At 47.8% G+C, this 21303-nt stretch carries 23 protein-coding genes and 1 riboswitch; of the genes, 8 read left to right on the top strand and 15 right to left on the bottom strand.

Annotated elements, in window-relative coordinates; all coding sequences use genetic code 11:
- From KNO79_RS01780 to KNO79_RS01760, 5 genes are all read right to left on the bottom strand, one after another.
- On the bottom strand, positions 1–837 hold the full coding sequence (locus KNO79_RS01780; RefSeq protein ID WP_196431233.1) for an ABC transporter ATP-binding protein: 837 nt from the start codon (positions 835–837) through the stop codon (positions 1–3).
- Complete coding sequence (locus KNO79_RS01775) at positions 838–1869, bottom strand: FecCD family ABC transporter permease (RefSeq protein WP_214690456.1); 1032 nt, start codon at positions 1867–1869, stop codon at positions 838–840. It abuts the gene before it with no gap.
- Positions 1866–2867 carry a FecCD family ABC transporter permease gene (locus KNO79_RS01770; protein WP_370568609.1) on the bottom strand — a complete coding sequence of 334 codons (1002 nt, stop codon included), beginning with the start codon at positions 2865–2867 and terminating at the stop codon, positions 1866–1868. The genes KNO79_RS01775 and KNO79_RS01770 overlap by 4 nt, the downstream gene beginning before the upstream one ends.
- Before the next feature lie 20 nt (positions 2868–2887).
- Complete coding sequence (locus tag KNO79_RS01765) at positions 2888–3919, bottom strand: iron-siderophore ABC transporter substrate-binding protein (protein ID WP_168169901.1); 1032 nt, start codon at positions 3917–3919, stop codon at positions 2888–2890.
- 155 nt (positions 3920–4074) lie between these two features.
- Positions 4075–4668: an FMN-binding negative transcriptional regulator gene (locus KNO79_RS01760; RefSeq protein ID WP_214690455.1), complete on the bottom strand. Its 594-nt coding sequence runs from the start codon at positions 4666–4668 to the stop codon at positions 4075–4077.
- Between the two features lie 71 nt (positions 4669–4739).
- Between KNO79_RS01760 and KNO79_RS01755 the strand changes: the two genes are divergently transcribed.
- Complete coding sequence (locus KNO79_RS01755; protein ID WP_074035810.1) at positions 4740–5405, top strand: haloacid dehalogenase type II; 666 nt, start codon at positions 4740–4742, stop codon at positions 5403–5405.
- Here the strand turns inward: KNO79_RS01755 and KNO79_RS01750 are convergent.
- Both KNO79_RS01750 and KNO79_RS01745 read right to left on the bottom strand, forming a co-directional pair.
- Positions 5402–5914: a GNAT family N-acetyltransferase gene (locus KNO79_RS01750; protein ID WP_074035808.1), complete on the bottom strand. Its 513-nt coding sequence runs from the start codon at positions 5912–5914 to the stop codon at positions 5402–5404. The two genes, KNO79_RS01755 and KNO79_RS01750, sit on opposite strands and share 4 nt — an antisense overlap.
- A gap of 13 nt (positions 5915–5927) precedes the next feature.
- Positions 5928–6380, bottom strand: coding sequence for a MarR family winged helix-turn-helix transcriptional regulator (locus KNO79_RS01745; RefSeq protein WP_159562933.1), 453 nt, complete (start codon positions 6378–6380; stop codon positions 5928–5930).
- Positions 6381–6495: 115 nt separating this feature from the next.
- Between KNO79_RS01745 and KNO79_RS01740 the strand changes: the two genes are divergently transcribed.
- Positions 6496–6852 carry a DUF2200 domain-containing protein gene (locus tag KNO79_RS01740; RefSeq protein ID WP_012727286.1) on the top strand — a complete coding sequence of 119 codons (357 nt, stop codon included), beginning with the start codon at positions 6496–6498 and terminating at the stop codon, positions 6850–6852.
- A complete protein-coding gene (locus tag KNO79_RS01735; RefSeq protein ID WP_159562934.1) occupies positions 6849–7298 on the top strand; it encodes a DUF1801 domain-containing protein in 450 nt (149 codons plus the stop codon). Before KNO79_RS01740 ends, KNO79_RS01735 begins: the two co-directional genes overlap by 4 nt.
- A gap of 18 nt (positions 7299–7316) precedes the next feature.
- Here the strand turns inward: KNO79_RS01735 and KNO79_RS01730 are convergent, their stop codons facing one another.
- The gene (locus tag KNO79_RS01730; protein ID WP_196431238.1) at positions 7317–9026 is read right to left on the bottom strand and encodes a methyl-accepting chemotaxis protein; all 1710 of its coding nucleotides are present in this window, start codon (positions 9024–9026) and stop codon (positions 7317–7319) included.
- A gap of 203 nt (positions 9027–9229) precedes the next feature.
- Between KNO79_RS01730 and KNO79_RS01725 the strand changes: the two genes are divergently transcribed.
- Both KNO79_RS01725 and KNO79_RS01720 read left to right on the top strand, forming a co-directional pair.
- On the top strand, positions 9230–9871 hold the full coding sequence (locus KNO79_RS01725) for a TVP38/TMEM64 family protein (protein WP_012727289.1): 642 nt from the start codon (positions 9230–9232) through the stop codon (positions 9869–9871).
- Between the two features lie 129 nt (positions 9872–10000).
- Positions 10001–11533 carry a methyl-accepting chemotaxis protein gene (locus KNO79_RS01720; protein WP_214690454.1) on the top strand — a complete coding sequence of 511 codons (1533 nt, stop codon included), beginning with the start codon at positions 10001–10003 and terminating at the stop codon, positions 11531–11533.
- Between the two features lie 38 nt (positions 11534–11571).
- On the opposite strand, the gene KNO79_RS01715 is transcribed toward KNO79_RS01720, so the two are convergent.
- The 6 genes from KNO79_RS01715 to KNO79_RS15685 are packed head-to-tail and all read right to left on the bottom strand — an operon-like array spanning position 11572 to position 17851.
- A complete protein-coding gene (locus KNO79_RS01715) occupies positions 11572–12429 on the bottom strand; it encodes an SDR family oxidoreductase (RefSeq protein WP_196431240.1) in 858 nt (285 codons plus the stop codon).
- Between the two features lie 59 nt (positions 12430–12488).
- Positions 12489–13568, bottom strand: coding sequence for a universal stress protein (locus tag KNO79_RS01710; RefSeq protein WP_196431241.1), 1080 nt, complete (start codon positions 13566–13568; stop codon positions 12489–12491).
- Positions 13568–14059 carry a potassium-transporting ATPase subunit C gene (locus KNO79_RS01705; RefSeq protein ID WP_214690453.1) on the bottom strand — a complete coding sequence of 164 codons (492 nt, stop codon included), beginning with the start codon at positions 14057–14059 and terminating at the stop codon, positions 13568–13570. The genes KNO79_RS01710 and KNO79_RS01705 overlap by 1 nt, the downstream gene beginning before the upstream one ends.
- Positions 14060–14069: 10 nt before the next feature.
- The gene (gene kdpB / locus KNO79_RS01700; RefSeq protein WP_159562939.1) at positions 14070–16091 is read right to left on the bottom strand and encodes a potassium-transporting ATPase subunit KdpB; all 2022 of its coding nucleotides are present in this window, start codon (positions 16089–16091) and stop codon (positions 14070–14072) included.
- A gap of 19 nt (positions 16092–16110) precedes the next feature.
- On the bottom strand, positions 16111–17748 hold the full coding sequence (gene kdpA / locus KNO79_RS01695; RefSeq protein WP_214690452.1) for a potassium-transporting ATPase subunit KdpA: 1638 nt from the start codon (positions 17746–17748) through the stop codon (positions 16111–16113).
- Between the two features lie 22 nt (positions 17749–17770).
- Complete coding sequence (locus tag KNO79_RS15685; RefSeq protein ID WP_353047469.1) at positions 17771–17851, bottom strand: potassium-transporting ATPase subunit F; 81 nt, start codon at positions 17849–17851, stop codon at positions 17771–17773.
- Between the two features lie 210 nt (positions 17852–18061).
- Positions 18062–18204, bottom strand: a riboswitch (cyclic di-AMP (ydaO/yuaA leader).
- A gap of 399 nt (positions 18205–18603) precedes the next feature.
- On the opposite strand from KNO79_RS15685, the gene KNO79_RS01685 reads away from it, so the two are divergent.
- The 3 genes from KNO79_RS01685 (at position 18604) to KNO79_RS01675 (ending at position 20497) form a co-directional block, all read left to right on the top strand.
- The gene (locus KNO79_RS01685) at positions 18604–19224 is read left to right on the top strand and encodes a DedA family protein (protein WP_214690451.1); all 621 of its coding nucleotides are present in this window, start codon (positions 18604–18606) and stop codon (positions 19222–19224) included.
- A gap of 106 nt (positions 19225–19330) precedes the next feature.
- Entirely contained in the window at positions 19331–20248 is a 918-nt protein-coding gene (locus KNO79_RS01680) for a TerC family protein (RefSeq protein ID WP_159562943.1), read from the top strand.
- Between the two features lie 87 nt (positions 20249–20335).
- Positions 20336–20497: a hypothetical protein gene (locus KNO79_RS01675; RefSeq protein WP_214690450.1), complete on the top strand. Its 162-nt coding sequence runs from the start codon at positions 20336–20338 to the stop codon at positions 20495–20497.
- A gap of 45 nt (positions 20498–20542) precedes the next feature.
- On the opposite strand, the gene KNO79_RS01670 is transcribed toward KNO79_RS01675, so the two are convergent.
- Entirely contained in the window at positions 20543–21256 is a 714-nt protein-coding gene (locus KNO79_RS01670; protein ID WP_214690449.1) for a peptidoglycan DD-metalloendopeptidase family protein, read from the bottom strand.
- Between the last annotated feature and the right edge of the window lie 47 nt (positions 21257–21303).

Genomic DNA, 21303 nt, shown 5'->3' with positions numbered 1-21303 from the left:
TCACACCAATTCAAGCTGCGCGACAGCCGCCTCTTCCGTTTCAGTCTGCACGTGATGACGCCCAATCGGAATAACGGAAGGTGAACCGGATACCGGGTCACACATGACCGAACAGCGGAGGTTGAAGACACGATGGATCAAATCACACGTGATGACGTTCGATGGCTTCCCTTCGGCGATCAACTTCCCTTTGTCGAGCGCGAAAATGTAGTCCGCATAACGTGCCGATAAGTTGATATCGTGCAACACCATGACAATTGTCGTCCCGTACTTTCGATTCAAGTCCGTCAACAAATCGAGAATCTCGACCTGATACGTGATATCAAGATACGTCGTCGGCTCGTCTAAAAAGAGCACGTCCGTCTGTTGAGCCAGTGCCATCGCAATCCAGACGCGTTGGCGCTGCCCGCCTGACAACTCGTCAATGGGACGATCCGCGAACTCCGTGATGTTCATCATCTCCATCGCCTCGGCGACAGCTTCGTAATCGGCTTTCGTCCAGCCCTTTAAGAACGATTGATGCGGGTAACGACCACGACCGACAAGATCGGCGACCGTGATCCCTTCCGGTACGACCGGGGACTGTGGCAACATCCCGAGGACACGCGCTAGCTTTTTCGGTGCCATTTTCGAAATCGGCTTATCGTAAAGCGTCACTTGACCGGCAGTCGGTTTGATGAGGCGTGCCATCGTCTTCAGAAGTGTCGACTTCCCGCAACCGTTCGCACCGATGATGATGCTAATTTGATTGCTCGGAATTTCAAGGCTGATATCGTTTAAAATCATCTTGTCCTCGTATCCTGAGGTGAGATGTTCCACTTTCATAATGGATGCCATTTAGAAGTCCCCTTTCTGGTTCATCCGGATCAACAAGTATAAGAGATAAGGCGCGCCGATGATGCCGGTGATGACACCGACCGGATAGCGTGCCGTGAAGGCGAATTGTCCGACAAGGTCGGCCGCTAGTACTAAAATGATTCCGACAAGCGCTGCCGGCAAGATTCCCGCGTGGCTCGTTCCGACGAGCCGTTTGGCAATCGGCCCTGCTAAGAAGGCAATAAACGCAATCGGTCCCGTTGTCGCTGTTGCAAGGGCGAGCATGAATACTGCCGCCACAATGAGTAGAAGTCTGGTCTGGTTCGTGTTGATGCCAAGCCCTGTCGCCGCCATTTCTCCGAGCTCGAGCATTTCAAGCTGACGGGTGAGTAACAGTACAATCGGTAAACAGATGAGTACCGTGATGATTAAAGGTGGCAACTCCTCAAGTTTCGCCCCATTTAAACTTCCTGTCAACCACCGCATCGCCATCGCGACATCGTTTTGTCGGCTGATGAGCAATAGATAATTGATGACGGCTGTTAGCATCGCTTGAATCCCAATTCCAACTAACACCAAACGACCGATGGAGAAAGCCGCCCCTTTGGATAGAAAATAGATGACCAGCACGGTGACGAGCCCACCGATAATCGAAGCGATCGAGATTATCGCTTCACTCGATTGTAGGACGACGATACAGAAGACAGCCGCCGCACTGGACCCCGTTGTGATCCCAATGACATTTGGATTGGCAAGCGGATTTCGAAGCATCGTTTGGAAAATCGTTCCCGCGGCACCAAATGCTGCACCGGCAAAGACACCAGCGAGCATACGTGGTAGACGCAATACTTCAACGGCGAACGTCGCCCCTTTTACGTCTTCCCCGAGCAAGACGCGGATGACATCCTGAACCGGATAAATCGTATTGCCCAACATGAGCATCAACCCGCTCAATGCTACCGCTATGATGGTCAAAAGAAGCGTCATCCCGACATAGCGACGGCGTCGCTTCATGCGACCTTGTCTGATTTGTTCAATCGCTGGTTGCATCATAGTCCTCTTACTTTCACTTTCATTGTCAATAGAATCAAGATCGGTGCCCCGATGAACGCCGTCACAATCCCGACCTCAAGTTCACCCGGACTTCCAAGCAAACGTCCCATGACATCCGAGAAGGTCAAGATGATGGCACCTGCTAAGGCAGACATCGGCATGAGGTAGCGTTGGTCAGGACCGAGCACGAGTCGAATCAAATGTGGGGCGAGAAGTCCGATAAACCCAATCGGTCCAGCGAGTGCAGTCGCAGCCCCACACAGAATCACGCCTGCGAACGAGGCGGTCAACTTCAATGTCCCCGTCCGAACACCAAGACTCTTCGCCATCTCCTCCCCGAGCGCAAGTGCGTTCAAGGAAGGTGCGGTCACTACCGCAATCACGAGACCGATTAGAAGAAACGGTAAAAATGTATAAATCGAATCCAGATTTCCCGCACCGACACTCCCTACTTGCCAAAAGCGGAACTGGTCCATGACGTTTGAGCGTGGAATCATAAGAGCCATGACGAGCGACGATAATGCTGCACTTGTCGCCGCTCCCGCCAAGACGAGTTTGAGCGGGGTCGCCCCTCCCCTTCCGAGTGAACCGATGCCGAAAACGAAAATGGCCGTCAATAGCGCCCCGACGAGCGCAAACCAGATGAACGCACTCGCCGTCGCGATGTTGAAGAATGCGATACCGATGACGACGGCGAGCGCTGCTCCCGTGTTGACCCCAAGAATACTCGGGTCAGCGATTGGGTTACGCGTCACCGACTGCATGAGTGCACCCGCCACACCGAGTGCTGCGCCACACATAAAACTGAAAATTGTCCGGACGACCCGCTCCCGGACAATGTCTGCCTCATACGACTGAACAGCCGGACGGAATAAACCGTCCAGCAGTTCATTCCACCCGACTGTTCGAGAGCCGAAGGCAAGGGATGCCACGATGCATAGCACCGTCAGTACGAGCGTCCCAACTAACAGGAGCGGGAAGTACTTCGGGGTATGCATCTGTTTCACCTGATTTTGCATCATTTTACTTTCGCAAGGGCATCCGATACGCGTGAAACGTACTCATCAATCGTATATTCAATCGAGAGTGGCGTCGGTGTCCCAGCCGCTGCGAGTGGCGTATTGTCTTCAATCAATACGACCGATCCGCGTTCGATGGCTGGTACTTTACTGTAGAGCGGGTCTGCTTGAAGCGCCTTCAACGTGTCTTCATTTCCGTATGTGACGAAGATGTCGACGTCGTTCAAAATGTCGGCGTTCTCTTTGCTGAGCTCGAGATAGAAGCTATTTGCTTTTTCAGCTTCGTCGACAATGTTTTGTGGGTACTCCATGCCGAGTTCTTCGATGAAGGCACCACGAGGATCACCTGTTGTATAGATATAGAATTTTGAAAGATCTTCTGCGCTCATCGAGACGAAAGCGGCTTTCTTTCCAGCAATCTCAGGAACGGCTGTCGCTTTGTCAGTAATCAACTGCTCCGTGTCTTTGATTAACTGTTCGCCTTCTTCACCAAGTCCCATTGCGAGTGAGTCATAACGAACCATGTCTTGCCATGACGTGACCCAAGGTGTTTCTTGATATGCCACGACCGGTGCGATTTGGCTAAGCGTGTCATAGTCTTCTTGCGTGATGCCTGAGTAGGCGGCCAAGATGACATCTGGATTTGAATCTGCGATTGCTTCAAAGTCTAATCCGTCCGTGTCTTGATAGATGTTCGGGTTCTCTTCGCCAAGCGCTGTCAACTTCTCTGCTGTCCATGGGAGCATCCCGCTATCATCTTGGACACCGTAGTTCGCAGCTGAGAATCCGACCGGTACGACATCGAGTGCAAGTGCGACGTCATGGTTTCCCCACGAAATCGTTGCGACACGCTCTGGTTTTTCTTCGATGACAGTCTCACCGAACGCATGCTCGATTGTGATTGGATATCCTTCTGCTGACTCTTCCGTCCCTTCGTTCGTGGAAGCGTTCTCAGCTTCTTCCGAACCACAGCCGGCTAAGATGAGTGCAAACGCTGAAGCAAAAATAAACATATGTAACCACTTCTTCATTGTCTTGTTCACGTGTTTCTTCTCCTTTTTCAACTTCTCTATTTTCTCGATACTGATAATCATTATCAGTTATGAGTATAGACTTGCTATTCCTTCGTGTCAACTGCTATTCGATATAGAAAAATGAAAAAACCTGTCGTTTTAGGACAGGTTTATCAGGACTTTCGATGTTGTCGCATGACGTCCGCGATCGGTTCATCTTGTTTTTCAAGCTCCGATACGATCCGTTCATGGTCCACGTCGTTTCGGTTTTGGCTTAACTTGAACGTCGCCTGCATATCGGTGATGTCGATCCGAAACCCGACGACGCCGTTCATTTGTCGCTTCACCGGTTCGGATAATGCATCCCAACGCACCGCATGCTCACGTTCGCCTTCATGCTCGTGAAGTAATCCGGCTAGTTCCTCAACCAACTCGTTTTCATTGAGAATCGTCGCACGTCCATACACGTGTATGGCTTGATAGTTCCATGTCGAGACGTCCTCATGGCCATACCATGACGCTGACACGTAAGCACTTGGTCCTTGAAAGATGACAAGAACGGTTTGATCTTCAATTGTTCGCCACTGCGGATTCGCTTTTGCGACATGGGTCGTCAGTTGACCGTTCGCCTCATCGAATCGTAACGGGACGTGCGTCGCAATCGGCTTATCCCCGTCATGCGTCACAATCGTGCCGAACGGATTGGCATGAAGAAATGTATAAATCTCTGCTCGCTCTGTGACGGAATATTGTTTTGGAATATACATGTCGAACCCCCTTTCTCCTATTATATTCTGAACAAGACGGGTATAACGACACAGAAGGAGGGATGTTATTTATGAAACCAACGATTAAAGCCATCGTCTTTGACGTATACGGCACCTTATTCGACGTCCATTCGGTGAAGGATGCCTGTGAACAAGAGTTCCCTGAAAAGGGAGCAGCCATCAGCCAAGTGTGGCGGACGAAACAACTTGAGTATTTCTTTTGGCGGCACATGATGGGACGCTATGAAGATTTCGATACAGTGACCCGGGACGCACTCCGTTACGCATTAGCCGTGCATGACGCACCATTCACAAAGGAAATCGAACAACGTCTGACTGCATCGTATGCGCACCTCACCCCGTATAAGGAGATCGAATCGGTCCTAAAAGAGATGCATGACGTGAAGACCGTCATTCTCTCAAACGGGACGGACGAGATGCTTAAGGCATTGCTTCACAACGCCGGTCTCACCGATTATTTTGATGAGGTTGTCAGCGTCGACGGCATCAAACAACCTAAACCGACGCCTGCCGCCTACATGAATTGGTTCAAAACGTCTGGTCTTCGTCGTGACGAGGTGCTCTTCTTATCGTCGAACGGATGGGACATCGCCGGGGCGAAAAACTTTGGCTTCCATGCGGTCTGGATCAATCGGAATGACTTACCATTTGAAGCATTTGATATAGAACCAGATGCCATCTATCCGAACTTGAACAACTTGTCAGAATGGCTTTAGTCCGTGAACGGCCTCATGAAAATGAGGTCGTTTTGTGCATCCTCTCCCATAAAGAATGTGTGGACACCCGTTTGTCCGAACCCGTTTCGTCGATAAAATTGAATCGCTCTTTCATTGTGTTCCCATACGCCGAGCCACATCTTTCGTTTGTGTAGTTCCTTCGTCAATTCGGTTGCTTGAGTAAATAACGCTTTCCCCACCCCTTGACCTTGAAACGCTTCTAATACGTAGATTCGTTCGATTTCAATCGCATCTTCGCCCATCGGTTCAGATTGAGCATCGCGTACGTTCACTTTCAAATAGCCTGCCAACTCACCTTTTACATGTGCAAAATAAAAATAAGAATCGGGATGTGCCAACTCATGCTGCAACTGCTCAGGCGCATACGCTTTTTCTAAGTAAGCGTTCAAATGTTCTTCTGTGTTGTGACGTGCGAACGTCTCCGTAAATGTCTGGATGCTAATGTGACGTAAGGCTTCTACGTCTGTCACTTTTGAGATTTCAATCATGTTCTCGCTCCTCTCAGTATTCTCGATACTTGCCTTTCTTCACTTCGGTCCAATCTGTTTCAACATTACGTCGTACTTTTTTCAAAAGGCGTAACAACTCCTCACTTTCTTTCTCGTCGAATCCTGATAATGCGACCGATGTAGAATATTCGTGTTCGCGAATGATGAGCGGGTACAATACCTCTCCTTTCTCCGTCACGTATAAACGTCTGATTTTCTGATTATCAAGATCTGGTCGCCTCTCAATCCATCCTTCTTGCTCCAGTTTCTTGATGGCACGTGCGGCGGTCGTCCTGTCTACCTTAATCAACTCTGCTAGCCGTTCTTGAATGATACCTGGGTGTTCAAAAATCCTAACGATGTACAAGTACTTCCCTTTTTCTAAACCGAGTGCCTTGAATTCAATGTTGCTGATTGAATCGAGGGCACGCGCAATCATCCCGATCTCTCGTAAATGGTCATGCATCATTAGACACCTCTGCTTTTTTGTTGCAAATGCAACAAAATACTTTATATAAGCGTATCGTAATTTGTGAGAGAATGGAAGTAAGAATTTTCGCTAAGAAGGAGATGAATGAAAGATGGGTCACCGAATCTATACCACGAGTTTCGCGAGCGTTTATCCACTCTACGTCGCCAAAGCCGAACGCAAAGGACGGACGAAGGAAGAAGTCGACACCATCATCGAATGGTTGACCGGTTACGATGAGACCGGACTCGAACGTCAGATAGCCAATCAAGTCGATTTTGATACGTTTTTCGCTTCAGCACCTCGTCTGAATGAAGACCGCGCCCTCATCAAAGGTGTCGTCTGTGGGGTTCGTGTCGAGAACGTTGAAGAACCACTCATGCGTGAGATCCGTTATTTGGACAAACTCATCGATGAGTTGGCAAAAGGAAAGAAAATGGAGAAGATCTTACGAGGAGGCGAATCATGATGGATGTGACGGCACTCGTCGACGAGGCACGGCTCGATTCATTTATTCATCTGCTCGAGGTCATCGATGATCATTTACCTGGCGGATTTGAAAAAACGACGGACGGACATGGTGTCCATTACGTCGTTCCACTCGATCGATATCCGTCCGGGTATCATGTCACACCGGGGACGCCACTACCGTTTATCAGTGTAATCGCGCAAAAGCGCCATGTCGGACTGTATCACATGGGCATTTACGCCGACCCTGAATTACTCGCTTGGTTCGAACGGGAGTATGCGAGTCGTGTCCCGACGAAACTTGATATGGGGAAAAGCTGTATCCGTTTCAATAACGTGAAGCGAATCCCGTTTGACTTGGTCGGAGAACTCGTCGAGAAGATGACTGTCGAGGAATGGATTCAGCACTACGAAGGACAACGAAATAATAAAAAAGAGTCCGACTAATTTTCGGACTCTTTTCATTTACACAGTAAATCGATTCGTCATCTCTCGCATCTCATCCGCCATATTCGATAATTCTTGAGCGGCTGCCGTAATTTCTTCCATTGATGCCATCTGTTCTTCAGTAGCTGCTGATGTGTTCTCTGTTTCTGTGGCAGTCGATTCAGTAATTCCTTGAATCTCATTCACAGAGTTCAACACTTCTGTCGCTCCCGCCGCCATTTCTTGTACAGCACTGGACACTTCTTCTATTTGTTGCCCGACTTCTTCAATGGCCACTTTAATTTCATCAAACGCAACACCTGTCTGCCGCACGTTCGTCACACTCTGTCCCATATCACCTTCTACGACATGCATCGTCTCTACGGCATGCTTTGTTTCTGTCTGTGTATGATGAATTAGAGAGGAAATTTGTTTGGTCGCATCGGCTGATTCTTCCGCAAGTTTTCGTACTTCTGCAGCAACGACTGCAAACCCACGTCCCTGATCTCCTGCGCGCGCTGCCTCGATTGCTGCATTTAATGCAAGTAAGTTCGTTTGCTCTGCAATTCCTGAAATGGTCCCACTGATTGTACCAATCTCTTGAGAACGAGTATTAAGCTGCTCAATGACTTGTTGCAACGTCTTCACTTTTTCATTCATCGCTTCAAGCTGATGTTCAAGCGTTTCGATTAGCTCATTCCCTGATTGTACTTTGTCCAATGCCCCTTCCGATAATACAGTCATCTGTTGAGCACGATCAGAGACTTGGTGAATGCCATTCGTCAATTCTGAAAGGGTACCATTTGAAGACTTGACCCGTTTCAACTGATGGAGTGAACCCGAAGCGATTTCTTCCATCGTCACAGCTACCATCTCTGTCGCTTTTGTCGTTTCTTCTACGTTATTTTTCAAATCGTCCGATGAAGTCGCCACACGCCCAGCAGTCGAAGTCACTCCACCAATCAACTCTCGTAAACTTTCTTTCATCTGATTGAATGACTGTGCGAGCGCCCCGATTTCATCGCGTGATGTGTATGTGCTATTGACTGTCAAATCCCCTTCACCGGCACGACTCATCAATACGTTCAATTCTTTCACCGGACCAACCACAAGGCGCGTGATGTAGACGCCTAATCCAATTGAAAGCGCAGCTCCCAAAATGACAAGACCCCAAAAGATAAACACAGCACGCTCTCGATCAGACCGCATCGTATCACTGGCCGTTTCCGCATCCACATTCAATTGATCCATAACTTCTTTCGCTGTCTCAACAAGCGCAAGTCGAATTGGTCGTAATTCTGTTCCATATTGTCGGTAAGCAGATTCATTTTCATTTCGTAATGCAGGTTGCAATACGACGTCTATGCTTTCCAAATATGCGTTCGTCTCCTCATTCAACTTTTCGATTCGACTCATTAATTCAGGATCTTCTGTCGAAATCGAATCATTAAATACTTCGAGATCGGTAACCATACTCTCCCGACGCTCTTCAATATTTTTTTGTAACTCTTCATTTCGAGCACTTTCGGTCGTCAACATTAGTTCTAACAAGTGACTGTCGATTGCACGATTATCGGTTCTCAACTGTCCAATGGCACGAATCGGAATCAATCTCTCTTCGTATATCTTTTCTCCGGCATCAGCCATTCTTCCAATCAACACATGGCTTAACATTGAAATCATGACGAGTGTCACAACGAATAATGAAATCAATACGGTAAACTTCTTAGACATGCTTAAATTTTTCATCATTTTCCCTCCCATTCTATTTATCGTGTCGAATTTGTGAAAAATGAAGCAATGTTTAGAAAGCATTGACCTAAGTTTCGATTCGGATAGCTGCCTCTTTGCTCCAGCTCGTTACACCTTTTGTAAGCCGGCTCGCATTTATGTTGCATGGAGATGCAGTATACTAACATCAGATACATTCGGTTACGAAAGGAGCGGACAACTTGCCACGACCACTCAAACTCACACTCTTTCTTCTCGTGTTTGGATCTTTGTTCTATATCACCCATTTTCACTATGAGTTGCGTCCGTCTGACATCCGGGACATCGTCTTGTCGTTTGGATTTTGGGGTCCACTCTTCTTTATTTTTCTTTATGCCATCGGTCCGGTCGCATTTTTACCGACATCCGTCCTCTCACTCGGAGCCGGACTCGCGTTCGGCGTATGGCCAGGTGTCCTCTATATCATTATTGGTGCAACTGCCGCTGCGACGACCGGTTATGTGATGGGGCGTTTTTTCGGGCGCTCGGTCATCAACGTCGACCGCTATCCATGGTCAGAGAAACTGTTCACACAAATGGAGCGTCGTGGCTTTTTATATGTATTTGTCCTCCGGCTCATCCCGCTCGTCAGTTTTGACTTACTTAGTTATGCCGGTGGAATCTCACGTGTTCGTTTCCGCGCCTTCGTACCGGCGACCGTACTCGGCATGATCCCAGGTACGTTCGCCTACAGCTTCCTCGGGGCGAGCCTCGCCTCAGGCAGTGTCACCACGATTTTCATTGCCGCGCTCGTCTTCGTCGGCTTGATTGTCGTGACGTACATCTTCCGAGAACCGGTTAAAAAATGGCTTGGATTGAATTGAAATTTTATGAGGGAGAGCTTTATGCTCTTTTTTTGTGCCTTGAACATGTAATTCATATAAACTTCTATACTATTCATCCGATATGTATAGAGCTACAACAAATGAACACGAGAATGTGAGGAAAGAATGATGAGTTTGATTAAAAGAAATCAGTTGATGTTGTTGACGACGTTATTGATTGTGATGACGTCGGTTGTTGTCCATTTGCTACATCGTTTCACGGACTTTGCCTATGCGTATACGGTTCTGCGAAACGGTGCGGACGGTTACGTGTACTCCGGAGTAACATGGGTCTTGTTCGCCCTTCCAATCGTCTTCTTTGGAATGATGATCGTCACAGTTAAGCGAGAATCCGTAGCATTTCCTTATTGGATGATGCTGACACTCACCTTCGCAAGCATCTCGACCGTTGCTGGAGGACAAGGACTTGTTGAATATCACTTCTCCATTTTTGTCGTCTTGGCGATTTTGTCGTTTATGCGTCGCATCGACTTGATTTTGTATAGTGCCGGAATCTTTGCTGTGCAACATCTAGTCGGATACTTTTTAATCCCTGAGATGATTTGTGGAACGAGCGACTATCCGTTCAGTTTACTACTCGTCCATGCCGTGTACTTGATTCTTCTGAGTGTTGTGCTTGTCGCCCAAATCCACTTCCGTAATAACGAGACGCAACATGCCGAGGCACAGGAGCAAGAAACACGACAGTTGTTACAACAAGCGATTCATGATGTCAGCGCCCTCGTTCAATCGTTAAACAGTCACGCCGAAGAGCTTGAATCTGCCGCTAACCAGTCTCTTGAATCTGGTGAGCAAATCGCTGTCACGGTCGACCCGATTGTCGCTCATGCTTCATCCCAACAAGCCTCCATGGTGCAAGGGGCAGATGAAATTCACTCGATTCGGTCTTTGACAGCGCTCATTCAAGAACGAATGGCCCAAACGGCCGCAGCATCCTCGCGCATCGCTAAAGATGCCCTTGCTGGGAACAAAGACATGCGACTAATGGAAACAAAAGTACAAGAAATCATTACCGAATCGGAACAACTCGACCGGATTGTTGCGACGATGTCGAATCGTTCAAATGAAATCCAAGGAATCTTGCAACAAGTCGGTTCGATCAGTGAACAGACGAACATGCTCGCCTTGAATGCATCTATTGAAGCGGCTCGTGCCGGTGAGGCTGGACGAGGATTCGCCGTTGTCGCCTCCGAAGTCGGGAAACTCGCTGTCCAATCGCGTGAATATGCATCCGAGATGACCCGAGTCCTCGGTGGATTGATGGAAGATACGACCGTCGTATCCAAATCAGCGCATCTTTTCAAACAAGCGACCGAAAACTGTCAAACTGTCACGAACGATGTGACGGCTGTCTTTGGCCGTCTTACAGAAGATGTATCAGAAATCGACGAACAAATTGCTTCGATTCAAGAGACACGCCAGCGGGTCACGACACAGATGGAAGCACTCGAAACACGACTTGAATCGACGAAATATGCGGCGAATGAACTTCAACAACAGATTCACCATGTTGCCGCAGCAACGGAAGAGCAAGTCGCCATTCAAAAAGAACTCAGCTCGATGTCGGACCGACTCGCTCTAACCGCGAATTCGCTTGAAGACGTGACGACTCAACTCGAGGATCACGCCACTCGCGCCTAACACAAATGCCCTCGACCAAGTGGTCGAGGGCATTTTACTTATCGGTCGAGCAATTGACGAATTCCTTCTTGAAGAGGTGTGACCGGGCGTCCGAGAACCGGTTCGAAGTCACTCTCATGAATTTCGAGCGTTCCTTGACGAATGCTTCGCTGAATCCCCGCAAGAATCGCAACGACTTCTTCTGGCAATCCAGCCCCGCGCATCGTCTCTTCGTATGCCTCGAGACTCAACTCCTGCATCATCACTTCACGACCTAACACTTCACTGAGCGCGTCTACAAGATCTTGCTGGGTATGAAGTGGTCCTGATAGTTCATAGACCGCATTGTCTTGTTGTTCTTTTAACAGAACATTCGATGCGGCTTCCGCATAATCTTGTTGTAGAGCCCAACCGACTTTACCGTCCCGAGCCGCCGTGATCCATGGCGCCCCGTCAATTACCGCTTGAATGCTTGATAACTCGTTTTCTAAGTACCAGTTGTTCCGTAAGAACGCATGTGGAATACCGGACTCGACAATCGCTTCCTCTGTGACGACATGTGGAGGTGCCATCAAGTTCTCACTGTCTGTCGCATCGGCTAGACTCGTGTAGGCAATGAATGAAACACCTGCCCGTTTCGCCGCCTCAACCGCGTTCGTATGTTGACGAATCCGCGTATCGTTATCGCCATCTGCCGAGATGATCAAAAGACGCTCAACACCTTTGAACGCTTCATCGAGTGTGTCTGGCTGATCAAAATCACCATGTCGCACATCAACGCCACGCTCTTTAAGAGACGCCGCCTTCTCCGGATTCCGTACACTTACAGCGAGCTCACTCGCATCAATCGACTTGAGTAGTTCCTCTACAATTTTCGAGCCGAGTTTCCCCGTTGCTCCTGTGACTAAATATTTCATAAAACCCCTCCTTTGTTCGCATGATTCACTCTTCCCGTTCATACGACCCGTCACACCTGTCACGTTTGATCCGAGACGATATGGATGTCCACCTGCTTCAATTCCCGCATGATGACATTCACAATCGACCCGCGCATGACTTCTTGCCAGCGTGTCCTTGCTGATTGTCCAAGAATCAATTGGGTAATGCGTTTTTCTCGTGCCGTAGTCGTTAAACTCTTCGTTAGTTCTTTCCTCGGTACATTCAAGACAATCACTTCTGCCTGGAATGATGCACCTTGCTCTCGAACTTCTTTTAGAATGGCAGTCTGCTCAGGTGTCAATTTTCTCTCCTCACCATGGAGGACAGACAAGATATAAAGTTTCGCTTTGAGTCGACTCGCCATGCGAAATCCTCGATAGATCAAATGTCTCGCATTGTCATTGAGCTGAATACAGACCATGATCCGCTCTTGGAGGAGCGTCGGATCAGACACCACATTTTTTCGGGTTCGATAGACTTGATCATCGACTTCATCCGCTACTTGTCGAAGCGCAATCTCACGCAGACTCGATAGATTGGTCAGCGTAAAAAATGACGACAGACTTTGTTCAATTTTGTCCGGTCGATAAATCTTCCCTTGTCTCATCCGCTCTTGTAACGTCTGCGGTGTCACATCGACGAGCAGAATTTCATCAGCCTGATTGAGGAACAGATCTGGAATCCGTTCTCTTACCTCTACGCCTGTGATGCCTTTCACGGTCAACAGTAGACTCTCAAAATGCTGAATATTAACGGCCGCATATACATTGATTCCGTTCTCTAACAACACCTGCACGTCCTGGTATCGCTTTGCCCGTACTGAGCCTGGGGCATTCGTATGAGCCAACTCATCAACGAGGACGATATCAGGATGAAACGATAAGATGGTCTCGACGTCTAACTCTTTCAGTTCGTGTCCTTTATAAAATAGCGAAAGAAGAGGGACGATTGGCAAATCGCCAATCATCGCCTCTGTTTCGTTTCGTCCATGTGTCTCAATCAATCCAATCATGACCGAGACCCCTTCTTGCTGACGAGCCCGTGCATCTGCCAACATTTTATACGTTTTGCCTACACCCGGTGCGGCTCCGATATAAAGTCGAAGTTTGCCTCGCATCAGTTCAACTCATCTAGTGCAAGATTCATCATCAAGACATTGACGTACGATTCACCGTCAGCCGTGTCTTGAATGACGCCTTCGACTTCAGCCGTCGCCATCGAACGTGCGTCGCTGATACGATCGACTTGTAACATCGCATGTTCTATCGAGATATGCGGATCAAGTCCAGATCCGGATGTCTCAATCGCTCCCGCAAGTTCGGGATCGTGTTTCGGACGGTCCGGATTACTTTCTGCCATGTTATCGCCGCCCGATTGACCAGTGAGTTGATCGACTGCTGTTGGTCGGCCGTGGAAGTAACCTTCCGAAACGAAAGGTTGTGCGATCCACTTTGATCCAATCTGTTCACCATCGCGTTCGATCAAACTACCTTCAGCTTGACTCGGAAATAGTGCCTGACCTGCTACTGTTAAAGCGAGTGGATAAGCCACACCGCATAAGATCATCGTCAAACTGACGACGATACCTGCTTGTTTTATAGAAGACATTCGGTCCACCTCACATGAATAAGTTTAAGACGATGTCGAGCGCTTTGATTCCCAAAAACGGGACAATCACACCACCGACACCATAAACGAGTAAATTTCGACGTAACAACTTCTCGGGACCGACCGGGTCGTAACGAACCCCTTTCATCGCAACTGGAATGAGAAGTGGGATGATCAAGGCATTGAACAAAAGTGCGGCCAAGATGGCTGACTCAGGTGAGCCGAGACGCATCACGTTCAACCAATCCATCTCTGGGATAAATGCAACGAACATAGCCGGCAAGATGGCGAAGTATTTGGCCACATCGTTCGCAATCGAGAACGTCGTCAAAGCCCCGCGTGTCATCAGTAACTGCTTACCGATTTCGACCACTTCAATGATTTTGGTCGGATCCGAATCTAAATCAATCATATTCGCCGCTTCTTTCGCGGCCTGTGTCCCCGAGTTCATGGCGAGACCGACGTCTGCCTGTGCGAGCGCCGGGGCATCATTCGTACCGTCCCCCGTCATTGCGACAAGATGACCTGCTTTTTGTTCTGCTTTGATGACACGAATCTTATCTTCTGGTTTACATTCCGCTACGAATTCATCGACACCAGCTTCGCGTGCAATCGTCGCGGCCGTCAACGGATTATCTCCCGTGCACATGATGGTCTTGATTCCCATCTGACGCAAGCGATCGAAGCGTTCACGCATACCCGGTTTCACCGTATCTTTCAAGTGAATCACGCCGACAATCCGTGCATCTTCTGAGATGACGAGCGGAGTGCCGCCTTCTTTCGAAATCGCATCGACTTGATCCTGTAAGTCGCTCGGAATCATCCCACCTTGAGCACTCACCCAGTTAATGACGGCGGACGCCGCACCTTTTCGGACACGTCGACCGTCTGCCAAGTCGAGTCCCGACATACGTGTTTCTGCTTTGAATGGAATGATCACCGCATCTTGTTTCGGTGACTCATCTAATTCTCCCCAGCGTTCTTTTGCAAGCGTCAATACAGAGCGCCCCTCTGGTGTCTCGTCTTCCAAAGACGTCAAGACGGCGACTCCAAGCGCTTGCGAAGCTGTGATTCCTTCTACTGGAAGAACTTCAAATGCCATCCGGTTTCCGAACGTGATGGTCCCCGTCTTATCTAAAATGATGGTTCGAATGTCTCCAGCCGCCTCAACGGCTTTCCCGCTCATCGCAATGACATTGAATCGCGTGACCCGGTCCATCCCGGCAATCCCGATGGCGGATAAGAGTCCACCAATCGTTGTCGGAATGAGACAAACGAGAAGTGCAATTAAAATGGGTGGTGACAATTGGAAGCCGAGATAGTTCGTAAACGCAGGGAGTGTCAAAACGACGAGTAAGAAAATCATACTGAGCGAAACAAGAAGCAGGGACAAGGCAATCTCATTCGGTGTTTTTTGACGTTTCGAGCCCTCGACAAGGGTAATCATCTGGTCAAGGAACGATTCACCTGGGTTGCTTGTAATCTCGACCTCAATCCGGTCACTGACGACAAGCGTTCCCCCGATGACGGAAGAGAAGTCTCCGCCAGACTCTTTAATCACTGGCGCCGATTCTCCTGTAATCGCAGATTCATCAATCGAAGCAAGCCCGGCGATAATTTCGCCGTCTCCCGGCAGGTAGTCTCCGGCGCGCACTTCGACGATATCTCCTTTTCGAAGGAGCGACGAAGCGACTTCCTCAATCCCATCTTTCACAATTCGACGTGCCATCACATCATTTTTAGATGCTCGAAGGGTAGCTGCCTGCGCCTTCCCTCGTCCTTCTGCAATCGCTTCGGCAAAATTGGCGAACCATAACGTGACGAGCAAAATGAGCGTCACTGCCAAGTGAAATCCTCGCATCTCGTCCGACAGCATCGTATAAACGAGCGATAATAAGAATCCGCCCCATACGAGGAACATGACCGGTTGTTTCACCATCGTCCGTGGATCTAGTTTTTTGACTCCGTCCCACATGGCAGGAACAATCAAGCTCGTGTCAAAGCGGCGTGTCTGTTTTTCTAGTTCATTCATCTTCTATTCTCTCCTATGTTCAACGTATCATGAGCCATTCGGCGAATGGTCCAAGCAACAACACTGGTAAAAAGGTCAAGGCACCGACAATGACAATCACACCGAACAGAAGTGATGTAAATAGCGGCGTGTCGGTCCGAAGTGCCCCATCGTCCGTGACACGTGGTTTCATTTGAAGACTACCTGCCATCGCCACCATTAATAAAAGCGGAATATATCGACCGAAGAACATCGCAAAGCCTGCCGTGATATTCCAAAACGGAGTCGCATCCAATAAACCTTCGAATCCGGATCCGTTGTTGGCGACAGCGGATATATACTCATACAAGATTTGTGAAATCCCATGAGGTCCAGCGTTCGTGATGGCCTCTTGTCCTGGCTGTACGACGAGCGCCAAAGCCGTAAATCCTAAAATAAGAAGTGGCGAGACAAGAAGCGTTAACGCGACAAGTTTCATCTCGCGTCCTTCGATTTTCTTGCCAAGCACGGTCGGCGTCTGTCCAATCAAGAGGGCCGCAACAAAAATGGTGATGATCACATACATCATCAAGTTCATGAAACCGGCACCGACCCCACCAAAGACAACGTTCAACATCATGTTTCCCATCAAGATGATGCCGCTAAGAGATGGAAGCGAGTCGTGCATTGCATTGACTGCGCCAGTCTCAGCAGCTGTCGTCACCGCGCCGTAAAGCGCTGTACCAATTGCCCCGAAGCGCATCTCTTGTCCATGTAAAGAGGGGTTCGAGTACAAAGTGGCGTACATGGCCACTGTTCCAATGACGAACAAGAAAAGCATGACACCAAAGTAAAGGAATCCTTGTTTTCGTTTCTTCGCCATCGACCCGTAGATGAACGGCAATGACATCGGTAATAAGAGCATCAAGAAAAGATGGATGTAATTCGTCCACTTGCTTGGGTTTTCAAATGGATGCGCACCATTTACCGCATAGTAGCCCCCACCGTTATTCCCGAGCTGTTTGATGACCTCAAATGATGCGATCGGTCCTCGTTGAATCGTTTGGCTCGCCCCTTCGAGCGTTGTGACGACAGCATTCGGACTAAGGGTTTGTGGGACACCAAACGCAATCAACCACATACCGAAAAATAAGCTGATTGGTAAGAGCACGTACACGATGACGCGTACAAAGTCGAAATAGAACTGACCAATCTGCTTTCCAAGAATCGCTCGAATGAAAGCCAGCGCCATCGTCAATGCCATCGTTGGCGCCACGAACATGAGTGTCGATAAGACGAACATCTGTGATAAGTGAGAGAGCGCCTCACCTGAATAGTGCTGTTGGTCTGTATTGGTCATAAAACTGATGACCGTATGGAATGCTAGATGCCAGTCTAAGTTGACGGCCCCATTCGGATTGAAGGGCAACACTCCTTGAAAGCGAAGCAACACATAACCAATCAATAAAAATAGTAAATTGAGTGTCAAAAAATCTTTTGCATAGCCAAACCATGTTTGCTTTTCACGCTCATTTATTCGAAGGCGACGTGTGATCCTCGTCTCGAGCGCTTTCCCTACATAGTTTGGTCGTTCTTGAATCGGTACAAACCGCCGTCCAATATAGCCACCTAACATGGCACTGGCTGTCATCGTGATTGTGATGAGCAAACTCAACGTGATGATGAATGTAACCCACATCGTTCGTCATTCTCCTCTGTCTTTAAAATTTTTCTGGTTTTAGTAATGCAACGGTTAAGTAAGAGAGATACCCAATTCCAATCGCTAAAAGCACGATATACATGTCGTCACCCCTGTTCATTCCAGTGCATCCGATCAATCGAACGAATCATCACATTCATAGACGCCACTAAACCAATGAGTAAAGCAATTGCGAATAAATCAACCATATAATAACCTCTTTTTTCATTTTTTTACTTTATTTAACATTAAAAAATATACAAAAAACCACAGGAGCAAGAAACGGCTCCAGTGGCATATCACTGCATGAGTCGGATCCCCCTAATAACGCCTACGAGGTTAGCTGTCGGATTCGGGCTTGCCTAGGTTGGCCCTACCTCACTTGAGGATTCACCCCAGTCCAGATTGGACAGTGGGTCCCCCGCTTCCGTCTCCGGAACTCGGCGAAAAGATTTCAACAATACGTATGAAGTTGATGAGATGGATGTTACTCCGATTCAAAATGACTGTAAATAACTTTTCATAAAAAATTTTTTAACTTAAATTGTCAGATTTATCCGAATGATTTTTGTGAAATGAATATGATTATTTATAAGTTTTTTTATTCCTAGTTTCTTCATACTTAATTTGCAGTTCAGAAAATCACGCATCGAAGTCACTCCGTATATTTGTGGTCACTTCTGCGATATATGTAAGAATAATCACTTTCAAGTGAGTTTGACCTTGAAATTACTCTTTCGTGACATCAAAAAAAATCGTTTGAAAACACTTTACATCTTAGGATGGATGTCCAAATCGTCGTCATTCGACTTATTGTTGATGGAGAATATGAATTAGGTAGGAGACGATCACGGTATGGAGCAATGGATTCAACAAATCATTGAACAGTTTGGTTATTTCGGAGTCATGTTTCTTATTTTTGTTGAGAATGTGTTCCCCCCAATCCCATCCGAATTAATCTTAATTTTTGGCGGTTTTTTCACAACTACAACCACACTCAATCCTATTTGGATGATTGTTGTGGCAACAGTCGGAGCACTCCTCGGTGCCGTTGTCCTTTATGGGATTGGACTTTTACTGGACCGAGAACGTCTCGAGTCATTCATCACCCGTTACGGCAAAAGAATTTATCTGAAAATAGAAGATGTTCGAATGGCTGATCGCTGGTTTGATCGATTCGGTCCAAAATTAGTATTCTTCGGTCGGTTCGTTCCCGTCGTACGCAGTTTGATTTCGATTCCAGCCGGTATGTCGAATATGCCGTTCCTTCAATTTATCGTGTTGACGACATGCGGGACGCTCATTTGGAATACGGTACTCATTTTTATTGGTGTTGTAGTCGGCGAGAATTGGCAAGTTTGGTTAGGGTATATCGAAATGTATTCACATGTGATGTATATGTTTTTAGGATTCACAATAATCGCTGTTGTCGGTTGGACGGCTCGCATAGTGTTAAGAAGACGCTCTACACATTGACCACTCCTTTTCGAGTGGTTTTTGATTTTTACGCTTGACTTTGAGTTCTTATGAACTTAAATTAAATATATAGAAGTTCATATGACCTTAAAAGGAGGAATTGTTGTTGACCCTACTCATCGGGTTCTTACTCATCGTCATCTTCATGCTCGCACTTGACCTCGGGGTGTTCCACCGTAAAGCGCACGAAGTCTCGCTCCGCGAAGCATGGACATGGACGTTTGTCTGGATTGGGATTGCCATCGCATTCGGAGGATGGTTGTTCTTCACGCAAGGAAGTACAGCCGCAACGGAATATGCGAGCGTCTACTTTATCGAAAAGGCACTCGCGATTGATAATGTCTTCGTCTTCTCACTTGTTTTTGCCTATTTCGCCATCCCACTCAAGTATCAACATAAGGTACTATTCTGGGGGATTCTCGGAGCGATTTTCTTCCGCGCTGTCTTCATCGTCGCTGGCGTATCCCTTTTAGAAAACTTCGGTTGGGTCTACTACGTGTTCGGAGCGTTTCTCGTTTATACAGGATGGATGATGTATAAGAATATCGGGAAAGACGAGTCACTTGAAGAAAACAAGACGATTCGTTGGCTCGAGCGACGCCTCCCCATCACACAGGACATCTCATCCGGGAAGTTCACGAAGCGCATCAATGGGAAGTTGTTCTTCACGCCACTCTTCATCGCGCTCATCTTCATCGAATTGTCGGATATCGTCTTCGCAGTCGATTCGGTCGCCGCGAGTTTCGCGTATTCACGTGACCCGTATATCATCTTCTATGCGAACATCATGGCGATTCTCGGACTTCGTAGTCTCTACTTCGTCCTCGCCAACTTGATCGACCGCTTCTACTATTTGAAACACGGTCTCAGCTTCATGCTCGTCTTCATAGGGGCGAAGATGATTTTCGGTGATGTGTACAAGATGCCGATTTGGATGTCTCTTGGAACCATCGTTCTCGTCATCTTGATTAGCGTCCTCTATAGTTTCTACAAAACGAAACCTGGTTCTTCCAAACACGTATAATGAATCAATCAGTCCATTTCGTCGGTGTTCTTTCTTTGAAAATCGGTTAATCATTGAGGTGCACAACTACAGAAAAGGGGATTCAATATGTTTGATCGGATTGGCCTCATGAGTATCGGTCTCGTCTTCGGGATCATCCTCATGTTACTCTTCAACAACCTGTTCGGATTGGTGTTCGGTGTCGTCGTTGGTGTCAGCCTCATTGCCGCCAACCAAATCGAGCGAAACAAACAAACGACATGGCATTAACCAAAAAGCACGCGCTCCCATTGTTTGAGAGCGCGTGCTTTTATGTCAAAACATTGTATACGGATTGATACTGTTAGCAGGAGATGAACTGCTATACACATAGCTGTTCCGATGCACTTCGAAGTGGAGATGATTCCCGAACGAGTTACCGGTATTCCCGACCGTTCCAATCGTTGCTCCTTTTGCTAACGTTTGTCCTGTAACGACATTGAGGCGATCAAGGTGTGCGTATACAGTAATATATGTTTGTCCATTCAACTGATGGCTCATCATGATGTGGTTACCGTAAGCCCCATAGTTCCGAGAAACGATGACTTTTCCATAAGCGGCTGACACGACCGGTGTTCCTCTTGGAGCAGCCAAGTCGATACCGTTATGGAACGTATAACCGTACTGCCCGCTCGCCGGACCATACTTTTGTGTCAACGTCCCTTTTGTCGGGATGATCATATTCGCAGTCGATGTGGTTGAAAGCGTGGAGACACTGTACTTCTTCACATATGTACTGGATACGTAGCGGGATGTCCCGTTGAAATTGATTTTTGTCCATCCCCCGCTCACGCCGAGATATTTGAAGGATTGTCCCAACTTCGCACTGCCGACGATTGCATACGTCGTGCCCGGGCCCGAACGGACGTTTAAACTGTTAGTCATGACTTTGACATAATACGTGGTAGCAGCTTCAGCCGGGGTACCTGTCGGAGTGAAGATTCCGACTGTGAGAAGAACGGCAAAGAGAGAGAGCATCTTTCGTTTCATGATGTGGTAAATCCTTTCAATTATGTATTTAAATTTTTATTTTTTAT

It is taken from the genome of Exiguobacterium sp. s43, from assembly GCF_018617255.1.
Classification (GTDB): Bacteria; Bacillota; Bacilli; order Exiguobacteriales; family Exiguobacteriaceae; genus Exiguobacterium; species Exiguobacterium profundum.
This window is presented reverse-complemented; position numbering and strand designations above follow the sequence as displayed.

Coding starts and splice junctions, on each gene's coding strand:
- KNO79_RS01775 (WP_214690456.1), bottom strand. CDS start 1,869: ATGATGCAACCAGCGATTGAACAAATCAGACAAGGTCGCATGAAGCGA.
- KNO79_RS01685 (WP_214690451.1), top strand. CDS start 18,604: ATGGAGCAATGGATTCAACAAATCATTGAACAGTTTGGTTATTTCGGA.
- KNO79_RS01730 (WP_196431238.1), bottom strand. CDS start 9,026: ATGAAAAATTTAAGCATGTCTAAGAAGTTTACCGTATTGATTTCATTA.
- KNO79_RS01675 (WP_214690450.1), top strand. CDS start 20,336: ATGTTTGATCGGATTGGCCTCATGAGTATCGGTCTCGTCTTCGGGATC.
- KNO79_RS01705 (WP_214690453.1), bottom strand. CDS start 14,059: ATGTCTTCTATAAAACAAGCAGGTATCGTCGTCAGTTTGACGATGATC.
- KNO79_RS01770 (WP_370568609.1), bottom strand. CDS start 2,867: ATGCATACCCCGAAGTACTTCCCGCTCCTGTTAGTTGGGACGCTCGTA.
- KNO79_RS01670 (WP_214690449.1), bottom strand. CDS start 21,256: ATGAAACGAAAGATGCTCTCTCTCTTTGCCGTTCTTCTCACAGTCGGA.
- KNO79_RS15685 (WP_353047469.1), bottom strand. CDS start 17,851: ATGTATATCGTGCTTTTAGCGATTGGAATTGGGTATCTCTCTTACTTA.
- KNO79_RS01765 (WP_168169901.1), bottom strand. CDS start 3,919: ATGAAGAAGTGGTTACATATGTTTATTTTTGCTTCAGCGTTTGCACTC.
- KNO79_RS01745 (WP_159562933.1), bottom strand. CDS start 6,380: ATGCATGACCATTTACGAGAGATCGGGATGATTGCGCGTGCCCTCGAT.
- KNO79_RS01710 (WP_196431241.1), bottom strand. CDS start 13,568: ATGCGAGGCAAACTTCGACTTTATATCGGAGCCGCACCGGGTGTAGGC.
- KNO79_RS01780 (WP_196431233.1), bottom strand. CDS start 837: ATGGCATCCATTATGAAAGTGGAACATCTCACCTCAGGATACGAGGAC.
- KNO79_RS01735 (WP_159562934.1), top strand. CDS start 6,849: ATGATGGATGTGACGGCACTCGTCGACGAGGCACGGCTCGATTCATTT.
- KNO79_RS01750 (WP_074035808.1), bottom strand. CDS start 5,914: ATGATTGAAATCTCAAAAGTGACAGACGTAGAAGCCTTACGTCACATT.
- KNO79_RS01755 (WP_074035810.1), top strand. CDS start 4,740: ATGAAACCAACGATTAAAGCCATCGTCTTTGACGTATACGGCACCTTA.
- KNO79_RS01715 (WP_196431240.1), bottom strand. CDS start 12,429: ATGAAATATTTAGTCACAGGAGCAACGGGGAAACTCGGCTCGAAAATT.
- KNO79_RS01760 (WP_214690455.1), bottom strand. CDS start 4,668: ATGTATATTCCAAAACAATATTCCGTCACAGAGCGAGCAGAGATTTAT.
- kdpB (WP_159562939.1), bottom strand. CDS start 16,091: ATGAATGAACTAGAAAAACAGACACGCCGCTTTGACACGAGCTTGATT.
- KNO79_RS01740 (WP_012727286.1), top strand. CDS start 6,496: ATGGGTCACCGAATCTATACCACGAGTTTCGCGAGCGTTTATCCACTC.
- kdpA (WP_214690452.1), bottom strand. CDS start 17,748: ATGTGGGTTACATTCATCATCACGTTGAGTTTGCTCATCACAATCACG.
- KNO79_RS01720 (WP_214690454.1), top strand. CDS start 10,001: ATGAGTTTGATTAAAAGAAATCAGTTGATGTTGTTGACGACGTTATTG.